This is a genomic window from Streptomyces sp. ISL-43, assembly GCF_018614195.1.
Lineage (GTDB): Bacteria > Actinomycetota > Actinomycetes > Streptomycetales > Streptomycetaceae > Streptomyces.
In genome coordinates this window covers 1-16,914 of sequence record NZ_JAGGOT010000040.1, presented here as the reverse complement: position 1 = coordinate 16,914, position 16,914 = coordinate 1, and the positions used below count along the sequence as shown (strand labels likewise).

The 16,914-nt window shown below is 71.0% G+C and carries 15 protein-coding genes; 10 read left to right on the top strand and 5 right to left on the bottom strand.

What is annotated here, in order from left to right:
- Positions 1-152: 152 nt before the first annotated feature.
- The 4 genes from J7F03_RS23520 to J7F03_RS23505 all read left to right on the top strand — a co-directional run bounded on the left by J7F03_RS23520 (position 153) and on the right by J7F03_RS23505 (position 4,200).
- Positions 153-1,601, top strand: a complete 1,449-nt coding sequence (locus J7F03_RS23520) for an MFS transporter (protein WP_214952583.1) — start codon at positions 153-155, stop codon at positions 1,599-1,601.
- Between the two features lie 39 nt (positions 1,602-1,640).
- Complete coding sequence (gene fdxA / locus J7F03_RS23515; protein ID WP_214952580.1) at positions 1,641-1,955, top strand: ferredoxin; 315 nt, start codon at positions 1,641-1,643, stop codon at positions 1,953-1,955.
- Positions 1,956-2,049: 94 nt separating this feature from the next.
- Positions 2,050-2,811 (top strand): enoyl-ACP reductase FabI, encoded by a 762-nt coding sequence (fabI, locus tag J7F03_RS23510; protein ID WP_214952578.1) that lies wholly within the window; start codon positions 2,050-2,052, stop codon positions 2,809-2,811.
- 201 nt (positions 2,812-3,012) lie between these two features.
- Positions 3,013-4,200, top strand: coding sequence for an integrase (locus J7F03_RS23505; RefSeq protein WP_214952576.1), 1,188 nt, complete (start codon positions 3,013-3,015; stop codon positions 4,198-4,200).
- 118 nt (positions 4,201-4,318) lie between these two features.
- On the opposite strand, the gene J7F03_RS23500 is transcribed toward J7F03_RS23505, so the two are convergent.
- Both J7F03_RS23500 and J7F03_RS23495 read right to left on the bottom strand, forming a co-directional pair.
- The gene (locus tag J7F03_RS23500; RefSeq protein WP_214952575.1) at positions 4,319-4,477 is read right to left on the bottom strand and encodes a hypothetical protein; all 159 of its coding nucleotides are present in this window, start codon (positions 4,475-4,477) and stop codon (positions 4,319-4,321) included.
- Between the two features lie 758 nt (positions 4,478-5,235).
- A complete protein-coding gene (locus J7F03_RS23495) occupies positions 5,236-5,691 on the bottom strand; it encodes a hypothetical protein (protein WP_214952573.1) in 456 nt (151 codons plus the stop codon).
- 240 nt (positions 5,692-5,931) lie between these two features.
- On the opposite strand from J7F03_RS23495, the gene J7F03_RS23490 reads away from it, so the two are divergent.
- The 3 genes from J7F03_RS23490 to J7F03_RS23480 all read left to right on the top strand — a co-directional run bounded on the left by J7F03_RS23490 (position 5,932) and on the right by J7F03_RS23480 (position 7,465).
- Positions 5,932-6,126, top strand: a complete 195-nt coding sequence (locus J7F03_RS23490; RefSeq protein ID WP_214952644.1) for an antitoxin — start codon at positions 5,932-5,934, stop codon at positions 6,124-6,126.
- A gap of 275 nt (positions 6,127-6,401) precedes the next feature.
- Positions 6,402-6,767: a hypothetical protein gene (locus tag J7F03_RS23485; protein WP_214952571.1), complete on the top strand. Its 366-nt coding sequence runs from the start codon at positions 6,402-6,404 to the stop codon at positions 6,765-6,767.
- Positions 6,764-7,465, top strand: coding sequence for a nucleotidyl transferase AbiEii/AbiGii toxin family protein (locus J7F03_RS23480; RefSeq protein ID WP_214952568.1), 702 nt, complete (start codon positions 6,764-6,766; stop codon positions 7,463-7,465). Before J7F03_RS23485 ends, J7F03_RS23480 begins: the two co-directional genes overlap by 4 nt.
- 196 nt (positions 7,466-7,661) lie before the next feature.
- Here J7F03_RS23480 and mobF read toward each other — a convergent pair whose 3' ends face one another.
- Positions 7,662-11,600 (bottom strand): MobF family relaxase, encoded by a 3,939-nt coding sequence (gene mobF / locus J7F03_RS23475; RefSeq protein ID WP_214952566.1) that lies wholly within the window; start codon positions 11,598-11,600, stop codon positions 7,662-7,664.
- Positions 11,601-11,877: 277 nt separating this feature from the next.
- Here mobF and J7F03_RS23470 point away from each other — a divergent pair, with 277 nt between their 5' ends.
- Positions 11,878-12,063, top strand: coding sequence for a hypothetical protein (locus J7F03_RS23470; RefSeq protein ID WP_214952564.1), 186 nt, complete (start codon positions 11,878-11,880; stop codon positions 12,061-12,063).
- A 194-nt stretch (positions 12,064-12,257) separates the two neighbouring features.
- On the opposite strand, the gene J7F03_RS23465 is transcribed toward J7F03_RS23470, so the two are convergent.
- Together J7F03_RS23465 and J7F03_RS23460 are read right to left on the bottom strand one after the other, a co-directional pair.
- Positions 12,258-12,449, bottom strand: coding sequence for a hypothetical protein (locus J7F03_RS23465; RefSeq protein ID WP_214952562.1), 192 nt, complete (start codon positions 12,447-12,449; stop codon positions 12,258-12,260).
- Between the two features lie 184 nt (positions 12,450-12,633).
- Positions 12,634-13,764: a pentapeptide repeat-containing protein gene (locus J7F03_RS23460; protein ID WP_214952560.1), complete on the bottom strand. Its 1,131-nt coding sequence runs from the start codon at positions 13,762-13,764 to the stop codon at positions 12,634-12,636.
- A gap of 373 nt (positions 13,765-14,137) precedes the next feature.
- On the opposite strand from J7F03_RS23460, the gene J7F03_RS23455 reads away from it, so the two are divergent.
- Entirely contained in the window at positions 14,138-15,196 is a 1,059-nt protein-coding gene (locus tag J7F03_RS23455) for a hypothetical protein (RefSeq protein ID WP_214952558.1), read from the top strand.
- Between the two features lie 376 nt (positions 15,197-15,572).
- Positions 15,573-16,226, top strand: coding sequence for a class I SAM-dependent methyltransferase (locus J7F03_RS23450; RefSeq protein ID WP_214952643.1), 654 nt, complete (start codon positions 15,573-15,575; stop codon positions 16,224-16,226).
- Positions 16,227-16,914 lie beyond the last annotated feature (688 nt).

The window sequence follows — 16,914 nt, the reverse complement described above, 5'->3', positions numbered from 1 at the left end:
GAGCACGTACCTCCCGACAGACCCCACAGCGGACCCCACAGCGGACAGACCGGTCGGCGACCGCGGCCCCGAGGCGGGCGGGTCGCCGACCTGCCGCTGTCATGACGCGGCGAAGAAGAAGCGAAAGCCCAGACGAGGAGTTGTCGCCCCCCATGCTTGAGACTGCCGCGCCACCAAGGAGCAGCGGGGACGGAGCCGCCGCGGCGGCGATCGGCGAGCGGCTGGACCGCATGCCGATCACCTCCACGCACCGTCAGCTCACCGCGGTGGTCGGAATCGGCCTGCTGTTCGATACGTTCGAGAACAACCTCGCCGGCACGATCTCCAAGGTCCTCCAGAACGACTTCGCCTTCAACGGCACGACCCTGAAGCTCGTCCTGGCCTCCGCCTTCGTCGGCCAGTTCATCGGCTCGCTGGCGCTCGGCAGGGTCGCGGACCGGTACGGTCGGCGCCGGGCGTTCCTGATCAACCTCGCGCTCTACTCGGGCTTCTCGTTGCTTGCGGCCTTCTCGCCCAACGCGGTGTGGCTCATCGCGGCACGGTTCCTGGCGGGCATCGGCATCGGAGCCGAGCAGACCCTCTCCGACTGCTACCTCGCGGACGTGCTCCCGGCGTCGAAGCGGGGGCGGTACACGGCGTGGGCCTACACGCTCGCCTTCTGCGGGGTGCCGGCGGTCGGGTTCGCGGCACTGTGGCTCGTACCACTGAGCCCGCTGGGCATCGACGGATGGCGCTGGCTGTTCATCCTGGGCTCGCTGGGATCGGCCGTGGTCTGGATCCTGCGCCGCCGGCTGATCGAGTCACCGCGGTGGCTCGCCGCGAACGGCCGGCTGGAAGAGGCCGAACTACTGGTCGCGCGGATGGAGTCGCAGTCCGAGGGCCCGGCCGCCCGGCGCCCGCTCCGGAGCCCGACGACGGCCGCACCCGCACGGGAAGGCGTACCCGCACGGGAAGGCGTTTCCTCACGGGAAGGCGTACCCGCCGATGCCGAGCAGCGGCCGCGCCTGCGGACCATCTTCACCAAGCGCTACCGTCGCCGCACGACCATGCTGTGGATCTTCAGCGTCCTCTCCGTCTTCGGCTACTACGGCTTCGGCGCGCTGGCCCCGCAGATCCTGGCGGCCAAGGGCTACGGCGTGGTGACCGGTCTCGGCTTCATCGCCCTCTCCTTCCTGGGCTACCCCATCGGCTCCGCCCTGTCGCTCCCCATCATCGACCGGTACGAGCGCAAGACCCTGGTGGGCATCGTCGCCGCGGCCATGGTGGCGACGGGCATGGGCTTCGCCTACGCGGACTCCGCGGTGCCCGTCGTCGCGTTCGGGTTCGGCTACACGCTCTGCAGCAACGTCTTCTCCAACGTCTCGCACGTGTACCTGGCGGAGCAGTACCCCACCGCCTTCCGGGCGACCGCTTCGGGAGCGGCGTACTCCCTGTCGAAGCTCAGCGCCGCCGCGCTGCCCTTCATCCTGCTGCCGGTCCTCGACGCGTACGGCCCCGGCATGCTCTTCCTCGTCATCGCCGCGGCCATGGCACTGCTCGCGGCGACGGTCCTGCTCCTGGGAGACCGGACCACCGGAGCCTCGGTGGACATGGAGCGCTGACGAGCACCCGCCCGCCCTACAAGCCGCAAAGGAAACTCCATGACGTTCGTGGTCGGCCAGCCCTGCGTCGACGTGAAGGACAAGTCCTGCGTCGAGGAATGCCCGGTGGACTGCATCTACGAGGGCACGCGCGCCCTGTACATCCACCCCGACGAATGCGTGGACTGCGGGGCGTGCGAACCGGTCTGCCCGGTCGAGGCGATCTTCTACGAGGACGACGTGCCGGAGCGGTGGCGGAGCGCGAACGCGGATTTCTTCACCGCCCTCGGATCTCCCGGAGGAGCCGCTTCGCTGCGGGAAGTCCCCCACGACCCGCCCTTGGTGGCCGCACTGCCGCGGGGTGATGCGGCCTGAGAGACCCCGGCCCGGCAGAACCCGCCCTGGAACGGGCACCCGTACGTCGTATCGAAGCCGCCCGGCCCGGCCGGGTGGCGGATTGGTAGGGATCATGAGCGGCATACTCGACGGCAAGCGCATCCTCGTCACCGGCATGCTGACCGAGCAGTCCATCGCCTTTCACGCGGCCAAGGTCGCTCAGGAGGAAGGCGCGGAGGTCATCCTCACGGGATTCGGCCGAATGACCCTGGTGGAACGCACCGCTCGGCTACTGCCCAAGGCCGCCCCGGTCATCGAGCTGGACGTGACGTCCCCGGAACAACTGGCCGCTCTGGCCGCCCGGATCAGCGACCACGCGCCATCCCTCGACGGCATCGTGCACTCGGTCGCGTTCGGACCCAGGAGCGTCTTCGACTTCCTCGCCGCGGACTGGGACGACGTGGCCACCGCCGTCCAGGTGTCGGCGTTCTCCTACAAAGCCCTGGTCACGGCCTGTCTGCCCCTCATGCGGCCGGGCGCCTCGGTGGTCGGCCTTACCTTCGACGCCGGCGTCACCTGGCCCCACTACGACTGGATGGGCGTGGCCAAGGCCGCCCTGGAATCCACCAACCGCTACCTCGCCCGCGACCTGGGGGACCGGAACATCCGCTGCAACCTCATCGCGGCCGGCCCGCTCCTGTCGATGGCGGCCAAGTCCATCCCGGGCTTCGGCGACCTCGCGGAAGTGTGGGAGAAGCGCTCCGCCCTCTCCTGGAACCTCAAGGACCCGGAGCCGGTCGGCCGCGGCGTCGTCGGCCTGCTGTCCGACTTCTTCCCGCAGACCACCGGGGAGATCATCCACGTCGACGGAGGCGTACACATGATGGGCGCCTGAGGTCCCACGACCGTTCACAAACTCGCAACAGCAACCCGGAACAGCAATCGCCAGGTCACCACCCCCTGACGTTCGGGACTGGTCGGGGACCTCGTTCGGACTACTCCACCGGGGCACGACCAGGACATCCTCAAGCCACCCTCGTATAAGATTCCTTATACGAGGGTGGTTGCGCAGGAACGATCGTCAGGGGAGGGGCGTATGAGTGAGGATCAGGAGTCAGCAGTGGACGACATGGACAGCGAGGTCGTCGAGGCCGAAATCGTGGAAGCCGGGCTGCTGCCGGCCACCCGCAGTCCCCGTCAACCGGCCAGGCCCCTCATCGACCGGCACACCATCCTCTACCCGGGGGAGGCCGTCCCCACGGAGGCGGACGCACCGACGTACACCCGGGCGGACTTCGAGGTGTCCGCGGGGACGGCGGAGCGCCTGCGCGACAGGGCCGCACCCGCCAACACCAACCGCAACTACACCAGCCAGCGCAAGAACTTCGCCGAGTGGTGCGAGGCGATGGGCCGGGTCGCGCGACCCTGTACGACTGCCACGTACGTGGAGTGGGTCGCGGGACTCATCGCCCGCGAGATGGCGCCGAACACCATCCGCACGTACATGTCGGGCGTCCGTATGTGGATGCCCGAGGACCGGCGGCCCGGGACGACCGAAGCGCGGGGAATGCTGGCCGAGTACCGCAAGGAGTGGGGCAAGAGGAACCGGGTCCGCAAGGCTCCGGCGATCACCGAGCCGATGCTGCGCGCCATGGTCGACACCTGCGACCTGCGCTCACCGGCCGGACTGAGGGACCGGTGCGCGCTCATGGTGGGCCGGGGGGCGCTGAACCGCCGTATCGAACTGGCCGATTTGGACATCGACCACGTCGAGGTCGAGGACAGCGGCGTCGACCTGTGGATCGCGTACTCCAAGACCGACCAGGAGGGGAAGGGCGAGAGCACCTTCATCCCGGCCGACCCCGCGGACCCGCGCTACGACCCGGTCGCGGCCGTACGGGACTGGCTGAACCGCCTGCACCGCATGGGAGTTCACGAGGGCCCGCTGATGCGCGCCCTCACCTCCAAGGGCAGGCTCCAGAACCGCTCGGCGGCCACCACACGGGGCGCCTACGTCACCGGTGACGCCCTCAACGACTGGGTCCGCCACCGCGCGTACCTGGCCGGCCTGCCCGGCTGGCACCTGATCACCTCGCACGGGCTTCGCCGCGGCGGAGCCCAGGAGATCGCGGACGCCGGCGGCGACCCGACCCACCAGGGCCGCTGGAAACCGGGCTCGGCCACGGTGAAACGCGAGTACCTCGACCGAGCCCAATCCCGCGCCCAAAACCCCTGGCACCAGGTCCAGGCCACGCGGCGCAGCGCCGAGGCAGATGCCAGGTGAGCCGTGGCCTGGACCGGTTGGACGGTTAAGGCCGCCGGGGAGCTGGTCCGGGCCTGGTGGAAGGCATCGACCACGCCGGGACTACCGGGCCTCGTTGACCGTGGCGGCCCCGCACAGCTCAGGCCGGCTGCTGCGAAGGGAGCACCTGGGTGTTGATGTTGATGTAGCCGAGCTGCGCCGGAGGGCCGGTGTGGCCGTCGGCCTCTGACAGCTGGATGGCGACGCCGACGGCGAGCGCGGTGAGCAGAGCAGCGGCGAGCGGGCGTGAGATGCGCATACGTTCCCCCAAGTGGTCGCGGCCCGACCGGTCGGCGGGACTGCGGTCGCGATGATCGCAAGCGCAAGACCTGCACGACAAGCACGAATGGGGCACGATTCCCGGGCTTCGCACGAACGAAGACGATCGAGGTCGGGTGCAGATCTTCTGAGGGTGCCATGCGACCAAGTCGACCTGCGCTGTCGCGCTTCGGTGTGCGCGACGGCCCCTGCCGCGCAGTCGAAATCCGCGCTGGTCAGCGAGGCCTGTAGCCGCGGCTCGACTGTTCCGGCGCGGAGGCGCACGCCACGTGGACCTCCGCGATCACGCACCAATGGCAAACCTGCTGGGCACAGGACTTTGATCAACCCTCAGAAGATCTGCACCCACCTCGGAGTACCGCCGGGCGAGATGGTCGAAGGCCTTCTGGCCGGTTCATCCATCACAACACCTGGAGGATCCGCCTCACCCCGCCCGGCCGGGCCGCACTCCTGGACGACTTCGCGCATCCCAAGGCCCGAGTCTCCGCCGCACCCTCGCCGGCGGCGACCCTGCCCCGGCAGCGTAGCCACCGCCCGTAGCTCCCGCCGAGGGATCTCCCCGGCACGAACCCCATGTCGGCACGGACCGGTCGGGGCGGTGCCCCTCCCAGTCCCCCGGGCCCGGAGGCACCGACCGCCCAGACCCCGCGCGGTCCGACCCGAGGCCTCTCCCGCCCTGGAGTCTTCGATGGAACCCGATACCCCATCGTCAGAACTCGGCGGGAGCCGTCAGCGTGATCAGCAGGAAATGGTGACCTCGTGGACAACCGGGTTGGCCGTCCAGGGGAACGACGCCACGGAGAAGGTGCCGCGAATGGTCGAGCCGCAGGGGACCGTGGTGGTCGCGCCGGGCACCTTGATGGTCGTGGCGGTGAAGATGACCCGGCTGTTGCGGGTCTCGGGCGAGCCGCTGCCCACGATCTCGGAAGTCACCGACGTCATGAGGTCCTTCGGCGCGGGCGCCGGGCTGCCGGGAGAGGGCGGGCCGGCGAGGGAGACCTTGCCGTAGATCTCAACCGAGTTGCCGGTGATGTCGGCGCACACTCTGGTGGCAAGACCGGCCTGGAGGCCCATGGTGCCGCACGAGGTGACGGTCGCGGTGGCGCTCTGCGCAGTGGTGGCGGCGCCGGCGGGGGCAACCCCTAAGACGGTCAGACCTGCAACGGTGGCGGTGAGAAGGGCAAGACGGTTCATGGGACCTCTCCTTGTCATGGCGGCCGCTCGGGCTTGCCCCGAACGGTGTATGCCATGTGATATTGCACATGCTACATGGACGTGAGGTGTTCGGTCCCTTAACGAAGAACCCGGCGCCCGTGACGTCTCGGCGCGATGATCCGACCGCCTGGCCCGCAGCCCGAAGCCGAGAGGATGCGCGCTGCGTGGTGGGCCGCGATCCTGGAGGGGATGGAACGCAGCGCAGCGGAAGGAGCCTTGATGTCTGCGATGGACAAGCTCAAGCGGATGCTGAAGGGCCACGAGGAACAGGCCGGACAGGGCATCGACAAAGCCGGTGACTTCGTCGACGAGAAGACCCAGGGCAAGTACAGGAGCCCGGTCGACACCGCCCAGGAAAAACTCAAGGAGCAGTTGGGAAACGACCGCGGTCAGGAAGAGCCGCCGCAGAAGTAGTTGCGGGGGCAGTCCAGCGGTTCCTTCGCCCTTCCGGGGCCTGCGGGGATGAACCCCCCACAGGCCCCGGACGCGGAGATACCGAAGGGCTGCTCCCCGACGCGGATACCCCAGCCACCAACGTGCCGGCCCTGTGAGACCGGGAACGTGCGTACGCGGGCGTCGGCAGCAGTCGTAGTCCGGCTGGGCCGCGAGCAGGATGCCCGGTGCGGCCGGCGGGGCGGTACGCGCGTCTGCGGTACCGGGGACGGGCGGGACACGGGATAATCGGGGTCATGGTCATGCTCTCCTCCAGCAGCGCGGCGCCCTCGGCGGCCGAGGTGCTCCACGCCCGGTACGCGGGCCGGCTGCCCGCCTCGCTGAAGGAGCTCGCAGGGCCCCGGCACGGAGTGGTCGAGCTGCCGCTGCACGTCGCCTGGTCCGGACTGCGTTCCTACGACCTGGACCGGCCGCGGCTGCGCATGGGCCTCTACCGCACCGTCCTGGCCGAAGGGCAGCACGAGGACCTCGTAGCCCTGCTGGACCGGGAGCTCCTCCTGGCCCAGTGGCCCGTCCTGCGCACCCTGGTCAGCAGGCATCTGCGGGAGGTCTGGGAGGACGCGTTCCCCGAGCTCGCGGCCGCGGGGTCCGTCGCCGCGTGAAACTGAGCGACCTGCACCGCCGTCTCCTCGCCGCCGTGATCGACATCGGGGCTCCGTACCCCCTCGTGATCACCGGCGGGTACGCCGTCCAGGCCCACGGCCTCGTCGAGCGCCTGAGCCAGGACCTCGACGTCGCCACCGAGAACCCCGCCCCGATGGCGGAGATCGTCGCCGGCCTCGAGCAGGGCCTGGCGGCGCGGGGCTGGCAGGTGCGCGTGATCGCCGTGGATCCCCTGTCGGCCCGGCTGATGGTCGTCGACCCGGACACCGGCGAGGAGTGCGAGGTCGACGTCCTCAAGGAGCACTTCTGGACCCCGCCGGCCCTCACCGAGTACGGGCCGGTCCTCGCCTTCGACTCCGTCATCGGTACGAAGGTCCGCGCCCTGGCCGACCGCGGGGCCGTTCGCGACTTCATCGACGTCCACGCGGCCTCCCGCCACCGGACCGCCGGCGAGCTCGAACGCCTCGGCGAGCGGCACGGCCGCGAAGAGTTCCGCCTCCAGGACCTCCGCGACCGACTCACCGGGGCGGACTGGGCGGACGACGAGGAGTTCGCCGCCTACGGTCTCACCGAGGACGAGACCGCCGAGCTGCGCGTCTGGGCCCGGCGCTGGGCCGACGACCTCGACCAGCGTCTGCACGACCACGACCACGGTCACGATCACGACGATCACGACGATCACGATCAAGACGCCTGAGAGCGCGCGCTCGTCCCTGCCCCCGGACGTTCCTCGTTGTGCCCCAAGAGGGAACCGTGTCGGCGAAGGTGACGGCCACCACGGGGAAGTCCTCGCGAAGACCTCGCCTCCGAGCCCGAACGCCGATAGGCGCTGATGAAGGCCTGTCGGATCAGCGGCCCGGCGCGCGGGGGCCACGGTCCTCGGTGACGGAGACCTACGCGAACCGAGGGCGGGGCGATACGGCAGGCGCAGGAGTCTGCGGAGGCAGCGTCCGGTCCTGCCCGCCGCGCAGGGCCGCGGTGCGTTCCTCGGCCTCGCGGGCGTGGCGGACGGGGGCCGCGGCGCGCATCTCCTCGCGCAGGGCGGCCTCCCGCCGCATCACGGTCGCGCGCTCGAGGTGCCGTACGGCCGTGGCGCGCCGCGCCGCCGCGTCGGTGCGCAGCTGCTGGGCGTCCTCGGCGACCCGGGCGTCCATGCGGGCGGCCGGCACCGGGACGCGCTGCCGCATCGCCTCCAGGAGAGCGGCCATCGCCTGAGTGTCCCTCGGCGGGGTCCAGCTCCCGCCCGGGGCGAGCAAGGAGACGTGCGGGTGGGCGGCGAGGATCCGACCGGCCTCGCGCAGTGCCTCGGCCGAGGCGCGCGCTGCCCGGTCGGCCTCCGCGAGCGCGGCCTCGTACTGCTGTTGGTACTGGGCGGTGAGGGTGAGGGTCTCCCTCTTGCTGGTGCCGGCCAGGCGCAGAGCGAGCCGGCCCTTCTGCCCGGACGCCTCGATCCGCTCGCGGATGCGGCGTACCGACTCCGCGTGCCGCTGCGCCGCCGCACCCCGCCCGGCTTCCTCGCGCGCCCGGTCGGCCCGGGCCTCGGCGCGGGAGAGGACCTCGTACGCGGCTGCGGCAAGGGCCCCGCCCGGGGTGAGCGCGGTGTCCAGCCTGGCCTGCTGCTCGGCGGCGCGGCGCTCGTACGCGGCGGCGAGCTCCTCGGCGCGCTGCGCGGCCTCGCGCTCCTCGGCCTGCCGGACCGTCAGGTACTGCGCGGGCAGGTGGCCGTACGGGCGCTGGCGCCAGGAGGCGTACGCCTGCTCTTCCGCTTCCCGAGCCGGGACGACCCGGGCCAGTTCGTCGGTGACCATCACGTCCTCGGCGTCGGCCTCGAGCCGGCGTCCGTACGCGGCGACCGCGCGGTCCAAACGCTCGGCATCGGTGCGGACCGGGCCGAGGGCGGCCCGGGTGGGGTGGTCCTCCAGCTCCTCCAGCGGCAGGTGGAGGTGGCTCTCCCGGCGGGCGCGGGACATGGCCGGGTAGAGGGTGCGGGAATCGGTGTGCAGCCCGTAGGCGATGGCGACTTCGGCCGTCAGCCCCTGCGCGGAGGCGACCGTCATGGCGTACGCGTGGCTGAGGCGGCCCTCGGCGATGTCGCGGACGGACATCCAGGCCTCGTGCGTGGCGAACCCGTGCGTGGCGAACCCATGCATCGCGGACCCGTGCGTCGCGGACCCGTGCGTCGCGGACCCGCCGGCCGCCGGGCGGGGCCCGCGCCACTGGACGCGTACGCCCCTGCGCTCGTCCAGCGCCAGGACCACGCCGCGGAATCCGTTGAGGACGTCACCCTCGGACGCGTCCCGCCGGCTGCGGTAGTCGTTGCGGCGGATGTGGACCAGATCCCCGGGGGCGATGGCGATCCGCTCCCCGCCCGCGACCGCGTACGTACGCCCCTGCTCCAGCTCTCCGCAGGCGACGAGCGCGGCGCGGGCACCGGCGTTGAGGGCGGCGACGTCGGCGCGGCGCGCGGCGAGGAGCAGGAGCTCGGCGACCTGCCCGTGCGGGTCGCCCGCCCAGCGGATCCGGGCTTCGTTCCAGTCGCCGAGCATCGCGGTCAGGGCGTCGGCGGCGGTGTCCTCTGCGTGGACGCGGCCGTGTGCGGCGAAGGCGGCGAGCGCGCTGGTGCGGGCGCCGACCCGCCAGTCCCGCAGGGCGGCCCGCTCCACGATGTCGCGCCGGCGGCGGTTCTCCGTGAGTTCCAGTCCGCCGACGAGGCGGTGGACGCGGGCGAAGCCGCCGCCGATGCCGACGTCGCGGAGCTGGAGCGGATCGCCGACGGCGACGACCTTGGTGCCGGTGGCGGCCGCGTGCCGCAGGAGGGCGGCGAGCGCCCGGTCGTCGACCACCGCCGCCTCGTCGATGACGAGTACGCCGACTCCGTGCAGGCCGCGGCCGCCGTCGATCTCGCGGGTCCACGCGGCGACGGTCCGGGACTCGATGCCCGCCTCGGCGGCCAGGTTCGCGGCGGCGACCGCGGCCGTGGAGGCGCCGACGACGCGCAGCCCGGCGGCCTCCCAGCCGGCCCGGGCGGCCCGCATGAGCGTGGTCTTGCCCGCGCCGGCCACGCCGATGACCGCGTCGACCGCGTGACCGGCCGTCAGTAGCCGCGTCACTGCGGCACGCTGCTCGGCGCTGAAGGCGAAGGGGCGGCCATGGGCCGAGTCGGCAACCTCAACAGACGCGAGCGTCATCTCGGCGGCCTCGACGGTGAGCCGGGCCAGACCCTGCTCCAGGCCGGCCGTGGCGCACTCGATCACGCTCTGCTCGGCGGCCACGACCGTGGTGTGCGTGTAGCGCTGGCGGTGGGCGTGGTGGCCCCGGTTGGAGTCCGCCAGCCGGACCGCGTGGCCGCCCACGGCGAGGACCTCGTCCGTGAGCGCCGTCAGCTGCTCGACCGACCGGAGGCCGGGCAGCGTCTTGGCGACGGCGGCCATGACGTGCGTGTGGGAGACGGTCTTACGGGAGGCGACGAGCCCGTGCTCGGCGTCCCAGACCAGGTCCGCGATCTCGGCCGGCCCCGGATTCCGGGGGCCACCTTCCGAGGAGGGAGGGATCCCGTCCCACCCGGGCAGCGCGGCCGCGACCATCGCGTCGACCGCATCCTCCCCGCCGCCCTCGCCGCCGCCCTCGCCGCCGCCGAGCACGGCGGCCGCCCGGGTACGCCAGGCCTCCCGCGGCGCACCCGGCCCGGCCTCCTCCTTGGCCTCCGCACTCCTGCGGGCGGCCGTCTTCTGCAGCTCGCGCGAGGCGCCCTCGCCCGCGAGCTCGACGACCTGCCGGTGCCGCCGGGAGAACGCCTCCCGCAGCCCCTCGCCGATCCCGGCCAGCTCCCACGCCCCGGTGCGCTCCGACCGCTCGAACGTGGCCCCGTACGACTGCGCCAGCCGCGCCCGGAGCCGGCCTTCGGCGATCTCGTTGACCAGGTGGGCGTACCGGTGCAGGTCCTCGCCACCGCCCGCGATCGTGCGCCACTTGCCGTCCGCGCACTTCGCCATGTGCGCGATGTTCACGTGGACGTGGAGGTGCGGGTCTCCGGGCGACCCGTCCACGGGGCGCGCGGAACGGTGCAGCGTCGTCCAGCCGATCAGCCCGGACGTCTCCACCCGCTCGGCCTGCCGGCCGTCCCCGTGATGGCCGGCCATCCCGTACGCCGCCCACTGCTCCAGCGCCTGCACGGCCTCGCCTACGGACGCCAGCCAGTCCTCCTCTATCCGCCCGGCGAGCTCGGCGCCGGCCAACCCGTAGGCCGCCGAGATGCTCTTCGGAAGATCGAGGGTGATGTCCACACCACGCAGGCCGACATCGACGCGGTGCCGCATCCACTTCCGCGCCTCGGCCACGGTGTCCGCGCCGTACAGCCCTTCCACCTCAAGTCCGGCGGCCGCGGCCAACTGCTCGGCGTCGGCCAGCGGCAGCAAGTGCACCTCACCGTCCCGCAGGATCCCGCGCTCGGCCCGGGCGAACCGCTTCGCGAGCACGGGCCGGCCCAGGTATTCCGCGACCGTCTTCCCAGCCCCGGCGGCCACCTCGCCGAGGGCGTCCACGAGCACGCGCGCGGCGACCTTCCCGCGCGGATCGAGCGCCTTCTTCCGTACGACGAGCTGCTCGCCGCTACGCCAGTCCCGACCGTCCATCAGCGCACGGGCGGCAACCGGATCCACCCGCTCCCCGGCGACGAGCCCCAACTCACCGAGCCCACTCCCGATCCACCGCAGCGTGCTCTCCCCGGCGAGCCGGAACTCGACCTGGGCATCCTCGGCCCGATCGCATCCGCAGTCCTCGCTCAGGCGGTAATCGACCTGCTCGGGGGCGTAGATGGGCGTCGCGTAACCCATCCGGCCACCCCCTCATCCGGTATCCCTCACTCTGAACCATGATCGTGTACCAAAGATACCTGGAGTACTAAGCACTTATCTCCAACACCTGGTCGACGCCCGGTCGGCCCCGACTTTTGTCCGCGGACAAAAGTCGGGGCCGACCGTCGTTGGACATCTGTCGTGCGCAGGGTGGATGTCAGTGGGATGCGCAGGGTTATGGCAGTGGGGGCGCAGAGTCCGTGTCAGTACGTATGGGCGGCTCTGGGAGCATCCGAAGGCTGTAGAGCACGTTGTCGTGGAAGCGGTCGATGATGTCGCCGCGGGTGATCATCTCGGCGTCGGCGAGGTCTTCGAGGGCCTGGCGCTGAGCGGCGTCGCTGGTGTCGAAGCCGCCATCGACCCAGACGCGGAGGCGGTCCTCCGCCTCGACGGGCTGGACGGCGACCTCGTACAGCAGCGTGGGGCTTCTTCCGTCCGGTGACGGCGTCGGCGAGGTCGGGCCGGAGGATGTCGAGCCGCGGGGCGGCCGTGTACCCGTCTGGAGGGACGGGCCGGAGGGCACCGGGGTAGGTGCGGGCGTAGTCGAGGGCGGCGTCGAGCCGGTAGCTGTTCCACGTCAACGCCAGCGCGATGCCGTCGGGGTGAGGAGGCCGTCGGCGTACGTGAGCGCGGTGATCAGGATGAGGGCGTCGTGTTCGGCGCCGGTCGGGCGCCGGTCGAGAACTTCCCGTTGGCGGGCCGCTCGAAGAGGTCGTCCGCTCCGTCCATGAGGTCGGCCGGGTGGATGTCCAGGCGGCGGGCGAGTTCGAGCAGGACGCAGACGGACAGGTTGGGGAGTTCTTCGAGGTCGATCTGGTGCTCATGCACGCCGAGGAGGTCCGCGAGCTGCCCAGCCGGTCATCCCGGCAGCCAGGAGGCGCCGCTTGCTGAAGCTGGGAGGTCTGGACACTGTCCAGGCGTCGGCGGGGGCCTTCGCGTCTGGTCGCGCGCGGCCACGAGGTGGACCACTGCCGTCCGGTCACAGGCGGCTGCGTAAGAAAACGGCCTCCAATCAGTGGAACGAATCCGGCACACCGCGGGTGCCCTTCAACTTCGCTCCAGCATGACGCGCGCCTGTGACGTCCACTCTCGTCAGATTAGCCCCGGAGAGATCGGCGTTCGTGAGGTCCGCCTTCGACAAGTCCGCTCCCGTCAGATCTGCCCCTGCCAGATTTGCGCCCTTGAGATGCGCTTCCGCCAGATTCGCTCCTGTGAGGATGGCGCCGGCCAGGTTCGCTCCCGCCAGATCCACCTGTACGAGGCGGGATTGAGAGAGATCCGCGCGGCTCAAATTCGCACAGTCGCGGACGTCATGGCCTGGGGGGTGACTTGCGGCTGGCGCCTCTGTCTCGATCACGAATGCGGTCGACGTGCTGCAGATGATGGTCGTTACGAGGTCGGCACCCACAAGGGAAGCACCACTCAACGATGCTCCGGTCAGGTCCGTCTTGGTCAGGTCGGGGCAGTCTGACCCATCAGTGCACAACCAGGCGTTGGTGATGTCTGCTTCGAAGAGGTTCGTGCTACGAAGGTTGGCACCTAGCAAAGACGAAGCCCGCAGGTTAGCGCCATACATCGTCGCATCGCTGAGATCCGCTTGCTCCAGATTCGCGTCGTGCAAGTCCGCGACGGATAGCTCTGCCCCGCGGAGATCTGAACCAGTCAGGGCCACTCCGCCGAGCTGGATGTCGGTTTGTGTGGGCTTCCATCCGCTCAGATCGGAGCGACTGAGGTCAATCAGCACTCCTTTGTCACGGTCCGGTCGGCGTCCGGCAAGAATGTTCATGGCGGCGTCGATCTCGGCGTCAGGCGGCGCCTTGCGGGCTGTGCTGGTTGCAGTGACCGGGGCATGTCGGCGTACATAAGCGGCGAGTACCGAGACGACGGTCGGGTGATCGCGTGCCGAGTCGAGCATGATGCGTTCCAGCGCATAGATGCCGCCCAGGCGCACGTCTACAGAGCTGGAACCGAGATTGGTGATCGCGGCATTGAACCGGCCAGTGATTTGGCCCTGTTCGCTGATGCGGAGTTCTTTGCTTGCCTGACCGACCTGCATCCACGTGAAGAGGAGTGCGGCCAGGGCAGCAAGCCCCGGCAGGCTGAGGATTACCAGCGAAGCCGAGCTGGCGTGACTGCCATCCATGCCCGATCCGCGCCGAAGTCTTCGCCTCGCCCTTCGTCGGCTGGCGATCCGATGAAGCCACGCGCTGCCGGGTCTGCGCCTCACTCTGCCTATGGCACCTTCTCCGCTGTCCGCGGTTGAGGCGACACGCTGCCAGGCCACCCCTCCGGCCCAGTCTGCGGCGGACACTCCGTGGAAGAGGGCCAGCCGCTGCCCTGTCCTAGGCCAGTGGGGCCGCTCCCGTCCGGGCACGCGCCCCGGCGGCCAACACAGACGTCGGCTGAGCCACGGGCGCTGACAGAACCCTGCGCCTCACTGACATCTACTCTGCGCCCTACAACATCGAGATGTCAGCGGGGTTGGACAGCGGATGACAGCGGGTTGGTCACGAGGGATGTCACCGGGGACTTGGCGTCGCCGCGCCTGTGTCAGCGGTCTGGCGAGGACTGCGGTGTTCGGGTGTGCGGGGTGCGGTGCGGTACTGACGGCGGGGGTGTCGAAGGTCGCACTGCCGATCCACCTGCGCGACACCTACTGGGAGACGCTGCACCCGCCCCTCCTGGAGGCGGGGACCTACGCCGTCGACCCCGAGCCGTACGGGCCGCCCTGGCGGCTGTGGGACGAGGTCGGAGCGCAGGAGGCCGCCGCGCGGGGGCTCTTCGCGCCGTGCGGCTCCCTGTCCGACGGGCCGTCTGACACCGTCCTGCTCGCGCCCGGCGACATGCGCGGCACCGGGGTGATCGCGGAGCGGACCGAGGGCTACTGCATGGGGATCAACGGGAGCGGCGGGCCGAACCTCGCCTGCCTGGGCTGTGGGCTCCCGGTGGGATCGCGGATCGACGACTGCGGGCAGTGGCAGGTGGTCCGGCTCCTCCCGCAGGCGGTGGTGCGGCTGCCTGGCCCGCTGGAGCGGCCGGTCATGGAATGGGCGGAGCTGCCGGCCGACGGTGTGCTGTGGCACGGGCTGAGCGAGTACCGGGACATCCCGGCGGGCGCGGCCCTCGCCCACGTGGTGGTGGCTGCCAGGGGCGGGCCCGTCGAGGTGGCGCCCGGTCCGATCGCCGAGCTCCTCGGCCGGGCCCTCGCCGCACTGCTGCCCTCTGGCGAAGGCGCGAAGCGGCTGGACCTGGCGGGGCCGGGGATCTTCGAGCCGGCGGCCGAGCTGCTCCTGGTTCCGGTCCATCCGCAGACCGGAGAGGTGTGGCAGCCGAGCGGCGGCGCGGTGGCCGTGCCCGTCCAGGCCGCGCTCTGGGCCGAGCTGGCCTTCCCGCCCCAGCGGACGCGGCTACCGGTGATCGGCGGGCTACCCGAGGGCGTGGAGCGAGACGATCCGCTGCCACCACACCCAACGATGCCGTTCCGGCCGTCCGCCGCTGCGTTCCGGCACACGCTCGCACGTATGCCCGCCGTCTGCGAGCCATGGCTGCGGACGATCTACGGCCACGAATACTGACCCGTCCGAGGGCGTGACGGACCGCCCGGAACTGGTCGACGGCTGCCTGGCCGGAGCTGACCTGATCATGGACGGCTGACCGACATCACGCATTCAACTGCCATGGCGGGTCAGTGCGTAGCCGATGCGGTCGCCGGCCCGCGCGAGCGCGCCGCCGACGGCGAGGTCGGGTTCGGGGGCCGGGCTGACACGGCCGGCCCGGACCGCGCGCCGCGGGGGTGCGGATCGCGGGTCCGGACTTCAGCGCGGGGATCTTGCCGTAGCGGCCGGGTACAACGCCGCCCTCGCCGCCCTCCGCACGGCCGACACCTTACGGTCACCATGCTCGACCGCCTCGGCGCAACATCTGTCAGTGGAGAATGCCAAGATCGCCACCATGACCAACCCTGCCGCCATCGCCGCCTACTGGAACGACGCCGCCCCCGATTTTGACGACGAGCCCGACCACGGCCTGCGCGATGAAGTCACCCGCACCGCCTGGCAGAAGCGCTTGCTCTCCTGGGCGCCGACCGCCCCGGCGGATGTGCTGGACGTCGGCTGCGGTACCGGCTCACTCTCACAGCTACTGGCCGAGTCCGGACATCGCGTCACAGGAGTGGACCTGGCTCCGCGGATGGTCGACCAGGCCCGCGCCAAGCTGGCGGCCGCCGGTCTCCAGGCCCGATTCCTCGTGGGGGACGCTGCCGTGCCGCCCACCGGTGACGAGCAGTTCGACCTCCTGCTCTCCCGCCACCTGGTGTGGACGCTGCCCGATCCGCAGGCCGCGCTGCGTGAGTGGATTGCGCGTATCCGCCCGGGCGGCACGCTCGTCCTGGTCGAAGGCCGGTGGCGCGAGTCCGGACAGGCCGGGGCCCCCTATGTCGCGGGAGCTGAGTCCCTGCCCTGGCATCGCGGCATTCGCGCCGAGGAACTGACAGCCGCCGTACGCCCGCTCGTCACCGATCTGCGAACCGAGGACCTCAGCAGCAGCCCCGACCTCTGGGGCGGGCCGGTGACCGACGAGCGCTACGCGCTCATCGCTCAGATCTGATCCCAGCAGCAACCTGGGCTGTCGAGCCGCATCTGCGCCGCACGGAGCTTCACGCTGCCGTTGCCGGCCGAATGGTTCCACGGAGCGGCCGGCCTCCCCCGGCCCGACACCTGGCCGATGCCGAACGGAACGGCTTCCGAGCGCTGTTCCCGCCCTCCGTCGAGGAGCTCGCCGGAGGGCGCGGAGGGCCCCGACTTTTGTCCGCGGACAAAAGTCGGGGCCCTCACGTACGCGCCACGATCAGCTCGCGCTGCCACTCAGGCCGCGACTCCGGAAGTTCCCGGCCACTCAGTCATAGGCGAAGGTCGCCCCGATGTCGTCGCCCGGGGTCTCCCCAACGTCATCGCGCGGGGTCTCCCCAACGTCGTCGCCCGGAGTCTTCCCGACGCCGTCTACGAGGTCTACGGGGTCTACGGGTGGCTGCGTTCACTTCAACCGACAGCGTTTGTTCGTGGGTTCCGGCGGCGTTCAGTGATCACCTGTGCTCTGGATGTTCATGGGAAATAGCGACAGTGCCACCGTCTGGCTCGCCGGCCTGCTTCGCAGATCGTCGTGATCAGATGGGCGACGTCGGTGGCCGCGGAGAACGACAGCAGCGCCGCCGGCTGCGCGCAGGGCACGGACCGACCCACGGGTTCGGTATGCGTGCTGCGGGATCCGGGCTAGGTGTACTGACCCGTGAGGTTGG

Bases quoted from the DNA above. Each gene is read 5' to 3' on its own strand.
- J7F03_RS23520 (WP_214952583.1), top strand. From the start codon at position 153: ATGCTTGAGACTGCCGCGCCACCAAGGAGCAGCGGGGACGGAGCCGCC.
- fdxA (WP_214952580.1), top strand. From the start codon at position 1,641: ATGACGTTCGTGGTCGGCCAGCCCTGCGTCGACGTGAAGGACAAGTCC.
- fabI (WP_214952578.1), top strand. From the start codon at position 2,050: ATGAGCGGCATACTCGACGGCAAGCGCATCCTCGTCACCGGCATGCTG.
- J7F03_RS23505 (WP_214952576.1), top strand. From the start codon at position 3,013: ATGAGTGAGGATCAGGAGTCAGCAGTGGACGACATGGACAGCGAGGTC.
- J7F03_RS23500 (WP_214952575.1), bottom strand. From the start codon at position 4,477: ATGCGCATCTCACGCCCGCTCGCCGCTGCTCTGCTCACCGCGCTCGCC.
- J7F03_RS23495 (WP_214952573.1), bottom strand. From the start codon at position 5,691: ATGAACCGTCTTGCCCTTCTCACCGCCACCGTTGCAGGTCTGACCGTC.
- J7F03_RS23490 (WP_214952644.1), top strand. From the start codon at position 5,932: ATGTCTGCGATGGACAAGCTCAAGCGGATGCTGAAGGGCCACGAGGAA.
- J7F03_RS23485 (WP_214952571.1), top strand. From the start codon at position 6,402: ATGGTCATGCTCTCCTCCAGCAGCGCGGCGCCCTCGGCGGCCGAGGTG.
- mobF (WP_214952566.1), bottom strand. From the start codon at position 11,600: ATGGGTTACGCGACGCCCATCTACGCCCCCGAGCAGGTCGATTACCGC.
- J7F03_RS23460 (WP_214952560.1), bottom strand. From the start codon at position 13,764: ATGGATGGCAGTCACGCCAGCTCGGCTTCGCTGGTAATCCTCAGCCTG.
- J7F03_RS23455 (WP_214952558.1), top strand. From the start codon at position 14,138: ATGTCACCGGGGACTTGGCGTCGCCGCGCCTGTGTCAGCGGTCTGGCG.
- J7F03_RS23450 (WP_214952643.1), top strand. From the start codon at position 15,573: ATGACCAACCCTGCCGCCATCGCCGCCTACTGGAACGACGCCGCCCCC.